Genomic DNA, 13,768 nt, shown 5'->3' with positions numbered 1-13,768 from the left:
AGCACCGGACCCCGCTGGCCCGACCGGAGTTACTGGGGGGTGTAGCGGGTCAGGCCGGTGTAGCGCATCACCCGCCCGCTGCCCGGGGCCCCGACCCCGTTCTCGGCCACGAAGGCGTCCCCGTCCGGGTTGAACGCGATGGATGTGGGGTAGTTCAGGCCGCTTAACACGGTCTCCTTGTCGCCGTTCGCCTTCAGCCGAATCACCGAACCCGCGTTGGCGACGAAGGGGTTGCCGCCCGCAGAGGCGTCGAAGCGTCCGAAGGACACCGCGTAGAGGTGGCCGTCTGGCCCGCGCTCCACGTCGGTGAGCATGGTCATCCCGGTGGCGAAGTCGCTCGCCGCGCCGCCCGAGACCTTCACGACCCGCGCCGCGCCCGAGGGGAAGGGCCCGCCGCTGAGCAGCGAGACATAGAGGCTGCCGTCATTGCCGAACGTCACCCCGGTCGGCACCGACTGCGCGCCCGTGCCCGTGAGCCCCGCGAGCGAGGCGACGAGGCTCACCGCGCCCGACGCCGGATCGACCCTGAACACGGCATTGGCCCCCGCGTCGGCCACGTAGAGCTGGCCGTCCGGGCCCGCCGTCAGGCCGTAGGGGTGGGTGTCGAGGCCGCCCTGCTCGGGGGCCACTCCGTCGGGGTTGGTGGCCGCCTCGAAGGCGAAGATGTTGGCGACCTCCTGCGCCCCGCTCTCACCGACCCGCAGCACCGCGGCCACCTTGTCCGGACGCCCGACGGAGAAGGCCGCGTTCCAGACCCCGCTTCCGATGTAGACGCTTGACCCGATCACGGCGATCTTGCCGCCCCCCGTCGGGCCGATGCCGGGCACGAACACCGACGGGGTGGAGGTCACGACGCTCTGGGTGCCGTCCGGGGTCACCCGCACCACCCGCGCCGAGTCGCCGTAATTGCCCTGCGCCGGACCCCCGGGCCCCACCGCCGTGAAGGTGATGGCGCCGCCCAGGCCGTCGTCGGTGACCCACACGCTGCCGTCCCCCGCGACGTACACTCCCTGCGGCCCGTTCAGGCCGCTCGCCACCAGCCTCGGCGGCGTCTGCGCGGCGCGTTCCCGGGTACACCCCACGAGCAGCCCCGCCAGGACCAGGGCCGCGAGCGACGAGGGGGCGAAGAGCCTTCGGGCTGAAGCTGAACGCATACGAGCCTCCATTTCCCGCAGCGGGCAGGGTCGCCCGCCGACCAGGAAGAGCCGTTCCCGCGACCCGGCAGCGTGCAAAAATTCTGACTTCCCGTGCCCCCCAAGTCAACGCGGGCGGCGTCCGGCGTTCGCGGGGAGAGGCCCCCGCCGCGAGCGTTGGCGTGGGCGGGGCCCTGTTCGGCTTCCCGGCTGGGTCCCTCCTGCGCTGGTTTTGTCCGGCGGGGCGGGGGAGAGGCAGGGTTAAGCCCCGCCTTTGGAGCGGGGCGCCAGCGCCGACTTCACCCGGTCGGTTGAGTTGTGAGACAGCCTTACGGTAGGGGCTGCCCGCTCCGTTCACATGGGGGTTGCGTCAGGACGCCTTCATGGACCTGACCGGGTGGGGGCTGGCCGGGTGGGCCCCGGCTCCCCGGCCTGTGATAGACGGTGGGGCGTGACGGTGCCAAGGTGACGGGCGGCAAGCGGCAGAAGATCAGGTTCCAGCGTCCGGCGGGCGCGGGGGACCGGGCATTCCCCCCCCAGGGGGAGGCCGGGGCGTACGCCGACGTGCGGCCCGCGCTCCTCCCGGGGCGGCTGGAGGGCCTGCGCGCCCTCACCAAGCCGGGGGTGCGCGGGTGGCCCGAGGTGGACGCGGCCCAGGCGCTCCTGGCGTGGGCGATGCGCAAAGGCCGGGTGCGCGGCGACGTGCTCGACCTCACGGCGATGGGGGGCCTCCTCGCCTCCCTCCCGGGCGTGACCCTGCGCGCGGTGGAGGGCTCGGCCCCGGCGCTGGCGGCCTTGCGGGCGGCGGGCCTCGACCCTGTGGCCGCCGTGCCGGGGGACAACCTCAGGGAACGCTGGCCGGAGCGGGCGAAGACGGTGGCCCTCGTCCTCGCGGGGGACCGGGGCAACGCCTACGCGCTCGCGCAGGTCGCCTGGGCGCACGCCTGCACCCCGCCCGGCGGCACCCTCTACCTCGCCGGGGACCGCGACAAGGGCTACGACCGCTACGTGCGCGCGGCGGGCACGGCCTTCGGCACGGGGGAGACGATTGCCCGCGACGAGGGGATGCGCGTCGCCCGCCTCGTGCGGCGGCCCGGCCCCACGCCCGCTCTTCCCGACCCCGAACGGTACGAGGCGTTCGGCGTGCGGGTGATTGGCCTGCCGGGCGTCTTCAGCGCGGGGCGGCCCGACAAGGCGACCGCGATCCTCCTCGGGGCGCTGGGGGGCCTTGACCTCGCCGGGAAACGGGTGCTCGACCTGGGCTGCGGCACCGGGTTGATCGGGGCGTGGGCGGCCTCGCGGGGGGCGGAGGTCACGCTCGTGGACGGCGACCTCCAGAGCGTGCGCAGCGCGGCGGCGACCCTCGCGGAGAACGGCCTCCCCGGCGAGGTGATCCACAGCGACGTGGACGCCGAACTCGGGGAGCGCACCTTCGACGTGGTGCTCACCAACCCGCCCTTCCACGTCGGGCGCGGCGTGGTGCTCGACGTGGCGCGGGAGTTCATCGCCGCCGCCGGGCGCCGGTTGAACCCGGGCGGGACCCTCGTCCTCGTCGCCAACGAGCCGCTGCCCTACGAGCCGCCGCTGCGGGCGCTGGGCGAGGTGCGCGAACTCGCGCGGGAGGGGGGCTTCAAGGTCCTCCAGGCCACGCGGGCGGGGTAGGCGGGAACCCTCGCCGGGGTTCTCGCGTACCTCTCTCCCTGCCTGCGGGAAGGTGAGGCAGGTCCGAATTCGCAAAGGGTCTTTGCTAGACTGACGCGTTCCGGCCCCGGCCTCCGTGCCATTCGCACCCGAGCAGTCCGTTTTCCGAACGCCACAGGAGCACGCATGGCAGAACCCACCCGCGCCCGCGCCCGCAGCAAGGTCACCGCGCCCCCCTCCCCGGTGGACGCCCCCGTGCCGAGCGACGCGCCCGCCGAGAACGTCCAGCCCCCCGTGACCGCCGAGGCCGAGACCCAGGCGCCTCCCGCCCCGGCGGCGAAGGCGGTCCCCAAGGCCAAGTCCACCGCCAAGAAGGCGCCCGCCACCCCGGCCGGTCAGGAGGACGGGCCCGCCGCCGAGGCCGCCCCCGCCGACGACGTGGCCCCCGCGCCCGCCGCCAAGGCCGCCCCGGCCAAGAAGGCGGGAGGCAAGGCCGCCGCGCCCGCCAAGCCCGCCGCCAAGGGGGGCCCCGCCGAGAAACCGTACTACGCGCACCCCAGCATTCAGGAACTCCTGAAGGCGGGCCGCGCGGCGGGCGTCTTGTCGAGCGAGGAGATCGCCGCCGCCCTCTCGGTCGCGCTGGAGGCGGCGGGGCTCGACCCCGAGAGCGCGGAGGCCTTCGAGGACCTGCAACTCTTCCTGGCCGCCCAGAACATCGAGGTGCAAGACCTCGACGACGAGGACGAGGAGGTTGAGGAGGGGGAGGAGGCCGCCGCCCCCGGAGCGGCCGCCGAGGGTGACGACGAGGAGAAGTACTTCGACGACATGCCGCGCGCCGTCTCCAACGACCCGGTGCGGCAATACCTCCACGAGATCGGCCGGGTGCCCCTCCTGACCCTGGAGGAGGAGATCGCGCTGGCCCGCCGCATCGAGGAGGGGGAGGAGGCCCGCAAGACGCTGGAGGAGGAGCCCGACCTCGAGGACCGCGCCCGCCGCCGCCTGATGCGCCAGACCGAGGACGGCGCCGCCGCCCGCCAGGGGCTGATCGAGGCCAACCTGCGCCTCGTGGTGAGCATCGCCAAGAAGTACACCGGGCGCGGGCTGGGTTTCCTCGACCTGATCCAGGAAGGGAACCAGGGCCTGATCCGCGCGGTGGAGAAGTTCGAGTACCGCCGCCGCTACAAGTTCTCCACCTACGCGACGTGGTGGATCCGGCAGGCGATCAACCGCGCCATCGCCGACCAGGCCCGCACCATCCGCATCCCGGTGCACATGGTCGAAACGATCAACAAGCTCACCCGCACCGCGCGGCAGCTCCAGCAGGAACTCAGCCGCGAGGCCACCTACGAGGAGATCGCCGAGGCGATGGGCCCGGGCTGGGACGCCGCCAAGGTCGAGGAGGTGCAGAAGGTCTCCCAGGAGCCCGTCTCGCTGGAGACCCCCATCGGCGACGAGAAGGACTCCTTTTACGGCGACTTCATCCCCGACGAGAACCTCGACTCGCCCGTGGACAACGCCGCCAAGACGTTGCTCTCGGAGGAGCTGGAAAAGGCCCTCTCCAAGCTCACCGAGCGCGAGGCCCTGGTGCTCAAGTTCCGCAAGGGGCTGGTGGACGGGCGCGAGCACACGCTCGAAGAGGTCGGCCAGCGCTTCAACGTGACCCGCGAGCGCATCCGCCAGATCGAGAACAAGGCCCTCAGAAAGCTCAAGTACCACGAGAGCCGCACCCGCAAGCTGCGCGACTTCTTGGATTGAGGGACAAAGACCCTCGGGAACTGGGCGGCTCATCCCGGGCCGCTCACTTCTATTTGACCCAATCCGGCTCAAGCTCTAGATTGAGGGTACGGGCGCCAGCGGCCGATGGATGGTGACGACAAGGACCCCCATGGGGGTTCCCGTCCGACCGATAAGGAAAATGCGCTGGTCGTGTTGGACTCTTCGGTTTCCGTTTTCTCCAAATATTCGCCTCCGCCCGCGTGGTGGGGGCTTTTCGCTGTGTGGTCCGGCTCGTCCTGCCCGTCGTCCGGGCACGCTAGCCTGATCCCATCGACACCGCGCCCGCCTCCCCCGCCCCCCGCCCCCCCTGGTGGGTCGACCGCTCCTCGCTGCTCGTCCTCGTGCCGCTCGTGGGCGCCGCGTGGCTGCCGTGGTGGGCGGTGCTCGGTTTTCTGGTCGCCCTCGCCCTGACGCGGCGGGAAGGGGACGAGCGGACGGTGCGGGTGCCGCTCCTGCTACTGGGGGGCGGCGTGGGATTGCTTCCGCTGCTGCCGGGCATGTTCGGTCCGGAGGGGGCGCTGGCGTTCACCCGCCTCTTCCTGGCCGTGCTGGGGGGCGTGGGGCTGATCTCGCTGGCGCTCTCGGAACTGGAGGTGGGGCGAACGGGACGGGGGGCGGGTGCCCTCGCCGCGCTCCTGCTCCTCGGCCCCCTGCTCGGCCAGGCGTCCCCGTTCGGGCTGGCGCTGGGGGTGCTCGCGCTGCCGCTGGCCCTGCTGGGCGCGACGGGGACGGAGGAACGCCCCCACCTGCGGCTGGGCGGCGGGGGCAGCGGTGTGGGGCGGGTGGTCGGGGTGAGTCTGCTGGTGGCGGCCTTGGTGGGCCTCCTCGCCCTCGCCCTGCCGGGGGGGGGCGGCGGTGACGGGATGACCCGGACGCCGACCTCGACTCCGGCGCGGGAGCGGCAGGAGATCCCGCCCACCCCGTCCGGCGACACCCTCCCGGGGACGCGGCGGGCCGCGCCTCTCCGCCCCACGCCCGTCGCCGGGCCGAACACGGGCACCGACCTCGTGCTCCTCGGCGGGGTGCTCTTCATCCTGTCGCTCGTCTTCGCCCTATGGCGGGTGGGCGGACGGGTACGGGCTGGCCCCCTGCGTTTCCGGTGGTGGGAGGTCGCGGCCATCCTCGGTCTGCTGCTCACGGCGGCGTTCGTGGTCGCGCTGGGGCTGGCGGCGCGGCTGGGGGACGGGGGCGGCTCTCTGGCGGGGGCGCCGGGGGGTGCAGACCCCTCCGGGGACGGGGACGCGGCGCAGACGGGGAGTCAGGCCGCCTCCCTCCTGGGCGGGCCCTGGCTGTGGTGGCTGAGCCTGCTCGTCTTCGTCGTGTTCGTGGGGCTAGCCGGGGCCGTGTTCTGGCTCGCGCTGCGCTTCCGTCCCCCGCCCGGCGAGGAGGACACTTCCCCCCGATCCTCCGACCCGCCCCCCCTCCCCGACGAGGCGGCGACCCACCGCGTCCGCGCGGCGTACCGGGCGGCCCTGGCGGCGCTCGCCGGGATCGGCCTGGGCCGCGCGGGCTCCGAGACGCCCGCCGAACACGCGGACCGCGCCGCGCTCGCCCTGCCGGACCTCGGCGGGCCGCTGGGCCTGCTCGTCGCCGCCTACGCGCCCGTGCGCTACGGGGGCCGCGTGACGAACGAGGACGCCGACGCCGCCGAGGGGGCCGCGCGCCGGGTGGCGGACCTCGCGGCAGGTGCCCGTCCAGTCCAAGCAACGACAGAAGGCGGAACAGCATGACGAACGAAGCAGTCTCCTCAGTCCAACCTTTCGCCCGCCGCGTCCTCGACAACGTGGCCCGGGTCCTCGTCGGCAAGGAGGATGTGACCCGACTCGCGCTGGCGGGCCTCCTCGCGGGCGGTCACCTGCTGCTCGAAGACGCCCCCGGCACCGGGAAGACGATGCTGGCCCGGGCCCTCGCCGTCAGCCTCGGGCTGGGCTTTCGCCGGGTGCAGTTCACCCCCGACCTGCTGCCGAGCGACGTGACGGGCGTGAGTGTGTACCGCCCCGCCACGGGCGAGTTCGAGTTCGTGCCCGGCCCCATCTTCACCGGCCTCCTCCTCGCCGACGAGATCAACCGCGCCACGCCCAAAACGCAGTCCGCCCTGCTGGAGGCGATGGGGGAGGGGCAGGTCACCGAATCTGGCGTCACCCACGTCCTGCAAAGGCCCTTCGTGGTGGTCGCCACCCAGAACCCGGTCGAGCACGAGGGGACGTACCGCCTGCCCGAGGCGCAACTCGACCGCTTCCTCCTCAAGCTCTCGGTCGGTTACCCCACCCTGGAGGAGGAGGTGCGGCTGCTCGCCCGCTTGCAGGGGGACCACCCCATCGAGACGCTCGGCCCCGTCGCCGTGCCCGCTGATCTGCTCTCGGCCCAGGGGGCGGTGCGCCGGGTGCGGGTGGCGGACGACCTGCGGCGCTACGCGGCGGCCCTCAGCGCCCGCACCCGCGCCCACGGGCAGGTGGCGCTCGGCGGCGGACCGCGCGCCAGCCTCGCCCTCCAGGGGGTCGCCCAGGCCCTCGCGGCGCTGCACGGGCGGGACTTCGTGATTCCCGACGACGTGAAGGCCGCCGCCCCCGGTGTGCTCGCCCACCGCCTGAGCCTGCGGGTGGAGGCGCGGCTGGCCGGAGTCCGGCCCGAGGAGGTCGTCGCCGACGTGCTGCGTCAGGAACCCGTGCCCGCCGAAGTCCTGGGGCACGCCCTCTGAACCTCCCCGCCCTCCTCCTGGCCCTGGGCGCCGTGCTGGCCGTCCTGCTCGCCGCCTTCCTGGTCTCTCGCAGGCCGCCCTGCGTCACCCTCACGCGCGAGTTCCCGGCCCAGGGTTTCGAGGGCAGCCGCCTGCCCTACCGCGTCCGGGTGGAGGTCGAGACGCGCTGGCCGCTGCGGGTGGTCGTGGAGGACCCCACACCGTTGACGGTCGTCGCAGGCGAGGCGTTCGCGCTGGGGGGCCTGACGGCCGGGCGTAGCGTCACCGAGCGGGCGACCACCCTCACCCTCAACCGCCGGGGCGAGTACGCCTGGGAGGGGGGCACGCTGCGCTGGGCCGATCCGCTGGGACTGTTCTGGCACGCCGCGCCCCTGAACGTCCCCGACCGGCTGGAGGTCTACCCCGGCACCCACGGCCTGATCCTCCCCGACCTGCTGCGCCCCCTGCTCAGCGAGGGCACCCTCGCGCGCACCCTGGGGCTGGAGGACCCCATCAGCCTGCGGGGCGCGCGGCCCTACGTCCCCGGCGATCCCCCGGGCCGGGTCCACTGGCGGCTCTCGGCGCGCACGGGGGCCCTCACCGTCCGCGAACTCGACCGGACGGCGGCGAGCAGCGTCACCGTCTTCCTCGACCTGAACGGCTCGGGCGTCTACGTGGACAGCGCCGTGCGGCTGGGGTCGAGCCTCGTGCAGGAGGCCCTGGCCCTCGACCTTCCCGCCAGCGTCGCTACGAGCGCCGGGGCCACGCCGACCGGACGCACGCCCGAGACGCTGCGGGCCGCCCTGCGCCGTCTCGCCGGGGCCGCGCCCGACCTGGGGCCGCCCGTCATCCCGCCCGTCCGCGCCGGGGGCAACCTGATCGTCCTGACCCAGCGCGCGGGTCACGCCCTCGTGGAGCAAGCTTTACGCGCCCGCGCCACCGCCTCCCGCGTGGTGATCGTCGCCGTCCCCGAGGGCTTCTACCTCGAACCCGGGGAGACGCCCAGGCGCCAGTGGGTCGGGGCGCCCGACACGGTGCGCGAGCTGGAACGCCGGGCCGGGGTGCTCGCCGAGGCGGGGGTGCTGGTGTTCGTGCTGCGGGGAAATCAGAGCGTGCTCAGGCTGGGGGGGTAAGAAATCTCTTCGCAAATCGCGTTGGCCGCCCCATGCTTCTTACCCTTCAAGTAAGGTCGTATTTGGAATAACGCTTTGTGGTGCGCCTACCTTGTTTTAAAATGAGATAAAACGCTTGCTCGTGCTGATGATGCCACAGCGCCTCGTAGATGATGCCTTCGATTCGGTCCTGGGTCTGCACTCGGTCCCCTACGCCAAAGGGCACATCACGCAGTTCACGCCATAACTCGGGCCGTACCCAGAAAATCTGGTCGCCATACCCAAGGGCAAGGTATTCGCCTTCTTCGCCGAGCAGCTCGAAAACCCGACCGTACGGCCCCAAAGCTCTCCAAGCGTCGAGGTCGTCAGAGTGGACGAGATGGACGCCATGTTCCTCGAACCAGGGATACAGCCCGAACCGACGAACCTTCTCCATGCCTTTTCAAGGTATCTCAGCAAAGGACGGGCTCTACCTTCCACTTCTCCCCACGATCCCCGGCAACTTGTCCTCCAGCCGCAGCATCGGCAGGTCGAACACCGTCCGCGCGGGCTCGTTCGGCGCGGTGTTGCCCTCCTTGAGCATCGCGTACTGGTCGCGGGTGATCGGCGGCTTGGGGAGAAGTTGCATCGCGGGCACGGCGAGGTCCATCAGCGCGAGCGGCACGGGCACGATGGGCTTTTTCTTGCCCAGGGCCGAGAGTTCGAGTTCGAGCAGTTGCCGGAAGGTGAACTCCTCGGGGCCGGTCAGGTCGTAGGTCTGCCCCACCGTCTCGGGCCGTTCCAGCGCTCCCGCGAAGGCCCGCGCCACGTCATCCACGCTGACGGGCCGGAAGGGAAACCTGCCGTCGCCGATCTGCGGGACGATGGGCGCCGTGCTCACGAGTTCGCACAGCACCCGCCCGAAGAAGTCGTCTCCCGGCCCGAAGATCAGGCTGGGCCGGAAGACGGTGAAGCTGAGCCCGCTCTCCCGCACGAGCAGCTCGGCGCGGGCCTTGGTGCTGGAATAGCGGCTGCCGCTCTCGACCCGGGCGCCCAGCGCGCTCATCTGCACGTACCGGGCGCCGCGCGGGGTGGCTGCCAGCACGTTGCGGGTGCCCTCGAAGTGGACCCGCTCGAAGGTCTGCGCCCCCGTCTCCTGGATGATGCCGACGAGGTGGATGACGGCCTCCGGGTTCGCCTCCCCGAAGGCGCGCAGGACGCCCCCCGGGTCGGTCACGTCGAGCACACTGCCCTGAGCACCCGGCAGCCCGGTCCCGCGCCGCGATCCGGCGACGACGGTGTGCCCCCTGGCGACGAGTTCGCGGACGACCGCCTTGCCGACAAACCCCGTGGCCCCTGTGACGAGTACCCTCATGCGTGCTCCTCTCCGTTCGGCTGGGCCGCGCGCGCGGCGATCTCACGCAGCTCGCCCATCCGCAGCAGGGTGATGTGGCGGTAGCCCGTCTCGATGAGTCCCGCGTCGCGCAGCTCGGTGATGACCTTGCTCACGCTCTCGCGGGTGCTCCCCGACCCTTCCGCGAGCAGTTCGTGGGTGGCGCGCACGTACAGGCGGTCCTCGGTGTCCTCCGCGCCCAGCGGCGTGTCGGCGAGTTCGAGGAGGTAGCGCACCACCCGCACCCTCAGGTCCCCGCTCTGGAGGTGAACCTCGTGCGTGATCGTGCGCTGGAGCTGCTCGCCGAGGTTGCGCGCCATGTCGAGCAGCGTCCGCTCGTCGAGCTCGGTGGGGTCGAAGGTCGTGATCGTCGCGTTGGTCAGCGCCTCGGCGCCCTGGGGGTGGGTGTGGCCGGTCAGGGTGTCCTCCCCGAAGTAGTCGCCGGGCAGCACGTGCCGCACCGTCAGCGTGCGCCCGCGCGGGGTGAGCTGCACCAGCCGCACCAGGCCGGTGTCGGCGCGGAAGAGGTTGCCCCCGCCCTCGCCCTGGCGGTAGACGAACTGCCCGCGCTGGTAGCGCAGTTTCTGCGCCACCTCAGGTTCCCCCCGCCCGCACCGCGCGCAGGTGCGCCGTGATCAGGTCGGCCGCGCGCACCACGTCGGGGCCCGCGTACCTTCCGCCCAGCTCGGCGGCGAGGTCGGGGTGGGCGTTGATCAGCGCGCCGCCATAGAAGACGGGCACCTCCAGCCCGCCGAGGTCGCGCCGCTGGGCCCGGGTCCCCTCCAGCGCCCACTCGCCGTTCAGGGCGAGGAGCACCGCGTCCGCCCGCCGCTGCCGGGCATACACCACGAGGTCGCCCAGCGGCATGTTCGCCCCCAGGTACTCGGTCTGCACGCCCCGGCGCCGCAGCACGAGCGAGATCATCAGGAGCCCCAGTTCGTGCTGCTCGCCGGGCGCGCAGGCGGCGATCACCCTCGGCCCGAACTCGCTTTCCACCCCCGCCGCGTCGAGCAACGCCTCCAGCCGCGCCCGCAGGAAAGCGCTCGCCCGGTGCTCGTGCGCCACCGTGATGTCGCCGCGCTCCCACCGCGCCCCGATCTCCACGAGCGCCGGGGTCACCACGCCCGTGAGCACGTCCTCCAGCGGAAGGTGTGCGTGCGCCTGGGCGAGCACCCCGCCCGCCCGGGTGAGGTGCCCGCCGACGAGCGCCTCCAGCAGCGCCGGGGCCAGGGAACCCACCGGGAGGTGGGGGGCGCCGGGCACGCTCGCCCCGGGTTCCGCCGCCGTCTCCCCGTGCCCCGCGCTCGCCAGGGTGAGCTGCGCCGCGCGGCCTGCCGGAACCCCCGCGCGCAGGTGCGACTGCATCACCTCGATCAGGGCGAGGTCGTGGGGGGAGTACAGGCGGTAGCCGCTGGCACTCCGCGCCGGGGAGGGAAAGCCGTAGCGCCGCTCCCACTGCCGGAGGGTGGCGGCGGGCACGCCGACCCGCGACTCCACCTCCGACGCGGTGAACATCGCCGTGGTGTCCGTGGCCGTGCCCGGAGCGGGGGGCGGGGGAGAGCCTTCCATCTGGGTCCCATTTCGCCACGAAAGCCCCCCGGCAGACCGTAAGGATTGTTAGCGGTTGCGCTTGCTGGCCGGGTGGGAGGGACGCAGGGGAAGCGTCCTTTGTCCCGGCGCGCGTTCGCCGCCCCCATCTACAATGCGGCGCGTCGCCCCGCCCCGGGCGGCCCCTTCACAGCTCCTCCCCGGACCCCCTGCCATGCGCACCCTGACCGTTCCCGCCCGACTGCCCCTGCGCCGCCTGATCGCCGTGTCCCGCCCGGCGCTGTGGGTGAACACGGTCGGCACCCTGGTGACGGGCGTGTGGCTCACCGGGCACCTCTATACCCTGGACCCCGGTGTCCTCGCGCTGCTCGCGTACCTCACCCTGCCCTTCAACCTGCTGATCTACGGCCTGAACGACCTCGCCGACCGGGAGGAGGACGCCGTTTCCCCCCGCAAGGGCGGCTGGCAGGGAGCGCGGCTGCTGGCCGGGGAGGGCGGGCCGCTCCTCGGCGCGGTGCTGGCCGTCAACGTGCCGTTTCTCGCCGTGCTCGCCCTGCTGCTCCCCCCGGCGGCGAGCGGGCTCCTGCTCGTGGCGGCGGCCCTCTTCGTGGCGTACAGCGTGCCCCCGCTGCGCCTCAAGGGCCGCCCCTTCCTCGACGGGCTGAGCAACGTCGCCTACGCGCTGCCCCTCGCGCTGCCCGCGCTGACCCTGGGCACCCCCGTGCCGTGGCTGCCGCTCGCCGCCCTGATGGCCTACTCGGTGGGCAAGCACGCCTTCGACGCCGCCCAGGACGTGCCCGCCGACCGCCTCGCCGGGACGCGCACGGTCGCCACCGTCGTCGGCGTGTCCGGGACCGCGCGCTACGCCCTGGGATGGTTCGTGCTCGCCGGGGCGCTCCTGTGGCCGGTCAGCTCCCTCACCGCCGCCGCCCTGTGGGCCGTGTGCGGGGGGATGGCGCTCGCCCTCCTCCGCGAACCCACCCCGGAACGCGCGGCGCGGCTCTACCCGCTGAGCATCGTCACGCCCTGGATCGTGGGGACGGTGGCGGGGGTGGGCTTGGTGTACCTGCTGGCGCGGGGGCTGTGGCCTTGAGCGGCCAGCGGCCAGCCGACAGTCGCCAGCGAGCACCCGGTCTCTCCATCGGCCTCCTCGGCGGCGGGCTCGCCGGGCTCGCGCTCGCCGCGCTGCTGGCGCACCGGGGGCACGCGGTCACCGTGTACGAGCGGGACCGGGCGGGCGGGAAGCTGCGGCGGGTCACGGTGGGCGGGCTGGAGTTCGACACCGGGCCGAGCCTCTTCACCCTGCCGGGGGTCTGGCGGGCCTTCCTCGCGCGGCTGGGGGAGCAAGACCCCCTCGACCTGCGCCCGCTGCCCGGGGGGCTGGGGGTTCATCACACGCCGTTCGGGGCCGTGCCGCTGCCCGTTCCGGCGGGTCACCCGCTTCACGCGGCGTGGGAAACGTACCGTGCCCCCGCCCGCGACCTCACCCCGCACATCGAAACGCTGCTCACCACGCCGCCGCGTCTGACCGACCCCAACTTCCGGCGGGCGAGTGCGGCCCTCTTCCGGGCAACGGGCGGGCACCTCAGCGCCGAGGGGTGGGTGCGCTCCCGGCGCCTGCCCCCTGCCCTCGCCCACGCCGTCCGCACCCACGCCCTGAACGCGGGGCTCGCCCCGGTGGACGCGCCCGCCCTGTACGCCCTGCTGCCCGCCCTGATCGCCGGGGACGTGGCCCGACCGGCGCGCGGGATGGGGGCGCTGCTGGACACGCTCCTCGGCCTGGGGGCGGCGCGCGGGGTGCGGGTGGAGGAGGGGGCGGAGGTCGTCCGCGTGGACCTGGCGGGCGGCACCCTTGCGCTGAGGGGGGGAGAGGTCCGTCGTCACGACCTCTTTGTCAGCGCCCTCGACCCGGCCCGCCTCGCCACGCTGACGGGGCGCCCCGCCCGCTCGCCCGCCTCGCGCCGCACGGTGAGCGGGGTGGCCCTGTACGCCGCGCTGCCGGGGGACGCGCCGCTGCCCGCCACCACCGTCTTGCCCCCCGCCGACTTCGCCACCTTCCGCGCCGCCGTGCGGGCCGGGGCGCTGCCGCCGGAGACCCTCGCCCTCGTCCACGCGGACGGGCCGCGGCTGGCCGTGCTGCTCACCGCGCCCGCGACGGGCCGGGACCTCACTCCCGACCATCCCTGGGTTCGCGCTCAGGTCGAGCGGGCCCTGCGCACCCTCGGCGTGCCCGGCCTGCTCGCCTCCGCCCGCGACGTGGTGGCCCTGCCGCCCGCCCACTACGCGGCGGGGGGACATCCCGGCGGCGCGATCTACGGGGCGGCCCTCGCCCCCTGGCGCGGCGGCCCCCTCCACCCCCAGCCGTACCGCCCGCACCGGAACTTGTGGCAGGTCGGGACGGGCGTGCATCCGGGCGGGGGCATCCCGGCGATCCTCGGCGGCGCGCTCATCGTGGACCGCCTGATGGGGGAGGGCGGGGTGTAGAGGCACGCCAAAGGCCGCCCCCATG

At 73.6% G+C, this 13,768-nt stretch carries 12 protein-coding genes; 7 read left to right on the top strand and 5 right to left on the bottom strand.

The features are described 5' to 3' along the window. Positions 1 to 29: 29 nt before the first annotated feature. Positions 30 to 1,154, bottom strand: a complete 1,125-nt coding sequence (locus IC605_RS05310) for a ScyD/ScyE family protein (RefSeq protein ID WP_216319967.1) — start codon at positions 1,152 to 1,154, stop codon at positions 30 to 32. 444 nt (positions 1,155 to 1,598) lie between these two features. On the opposite strand from IC605_RS05310, the gene IC605_RS05305 reads away from it, so the two are divergent. From IC605_RS05305 to IC605_RS05285, 5 genes are all read left to right on the top strand, one after another. Then, entirely contained in the window at positions 1,599 to 2,795 is a 1,197-nt protein-coding gene (locus tag IC605_RS05305) for a class I SAM-dependent methyltransferase (protein WP_216320321.1), read from the top strand. A gap of 165 nt (positions 2,796 to 2,960) precedes the next feature. Then, on the top strand, positions 2,961 to 4,529 hold the full coding sequence (rpoD, locus tag IC605_RS05300) for an RNA polymerase sigma factor RpoD (protein ID WP_216319965.1): 1,569 nt from the start codon (positions 2,961 to 2,963) through the stop codon (positions 4,527 to 4,529). Between the two features lie 362 nt (positions 4,530 to 4,891). Next, positions 4,892 to 6,280 (top strand): DUF4129 domain-containing protein, encoded by a 1,389-nt coding sequence (locus tag IC605_RS25350; protein ID WP_216319962.1) that lies wholly within the window; start codon positions 4,892 to 4,894, stop codon positions 6,278 to 6,280. Then, positions 6,277 to 7,248: an AAA family ATPase gene (locus IC605_RS05290; protein ID WP_216319959.1), complete on the top strand. Its 972-nt coding sequence runs from the start codon at positions 6,277 to 6,279 to the stop codon at positions 7,246 to 7,248. Before IC605_RS25350 ends, IC605_RS05290 begins: the two co-directional genes overlap by 4 nt. A gap of 32 nt (positions 7,249 to 7,280) precedes the next feature. After that, entirely contained in the window at positions 7,281 to 8,360 is a 1,080-nt protein-coding gene (locus IC605_RS05285) for a DUF58 domain-containing protein (RefSeq protein WP_343216509.1), read from the top strand. A 46-nt stretch (positions 8,361 to 8,406) separates the two neighbouring features. Here IC605_RS05285 and IC605_RS05280 read toward each other — a convergent pair whose 3' ends face one another. From IC605_RS05280 to IC605_RS05265, 4 genes are read right to left on the bottom strand one after another with little or no spacing between them, the layout of a single operon-like run. After that, entirely contained in the window at positions 8,407 to 8,775 is a 369-nt protein-coding gene (locus IC605_RS05280; RefSeq protein WP_216319956.1) for a DUF6960 family protein, read from the bottom strand. Positions 8,776 to 8,808: 33 nt separating this feature from the next. Continuing rightward, positions 8,809 to 9,693 (bottom strand): complex I NDUFA9 subunit family protein, encoded by an 885-nt coding sequence (locus IC605_RS05275; protein ID WP_216319954.1) that lies wholly within the window; start codon positions 9,691 to 9,693, stop codon positions 8,809 to 8,811. After that, on the bottom strand, positions 9,690 to 10,304 hold the full coding sequence (locus IC605_RS05270) for a helix-turn-helix domain-containing protein (protein ID WP_216319950.1): 615 nt from the start codon (positions 10,302 to 10,304) through the stop codon (positions 9,690 to 9,692). Before IC605_RS05270 ends, IC605_RS05275 begins: the two co-directional genes overlap by 4 nt. A gap of 1 nt (position 10,305) precedes the next feature. After that, entirely contained in the window at positions 10,306 to 11,280 is a 975-nt protein-coding gene (locus tag IC605_RS05265; protein WP_216319947.1) for a MerR family transcriptional regulator, read from the bottom strand. Positions 11,281 to 11,473: 193 nt separating this feature from the next. On the opposite strand from IC605_RS05265, the gene IC605_RS05260 reads away from it, so the two are divergent. Further along, positions 11,474 to 12,352, top strand: a complete 879-nt coding sequence (locus tag IC605_RS05260) for a UbiA family prenyltransferase (protein ID WP_216319945.1) — start codon at positions 11,474 to 11,476, stop codon at positions 12,350 to 12,352. Then, positions 12,349 to 13,743, top strand: a complete 1,395-nt coding sequence (locus IC605_RS05255; RefSeq protein WP_246580383.1) for a phytoene desaturase family protein — start codon at positions 12,349 to 12,351, stop codon at positions 13,741 to 13,743. Before IC605_RS05260 ends, IC605_RS05255 begins: the two co-directional genes overlap by 4 nt. The last annotated feature ends 25 nt before the right edge of the window (positions 13,744 to 13,768 follow it).

This window comes from Deinococcus aestuarii, assembly GCF_018863415.1.
Taxonomy (GTDB): domain Bacteria; phylum Deinococcota; class Deinococci; order Deinococcales; family Deinococcaceae; genus Deinococcus; species Deinococcus aestuarii.
The sequence above is the reverse complement of the archived record's forward strand: the minus strand, read 5'-3'. Positions and strand labels throughout refer to the sequence as shown.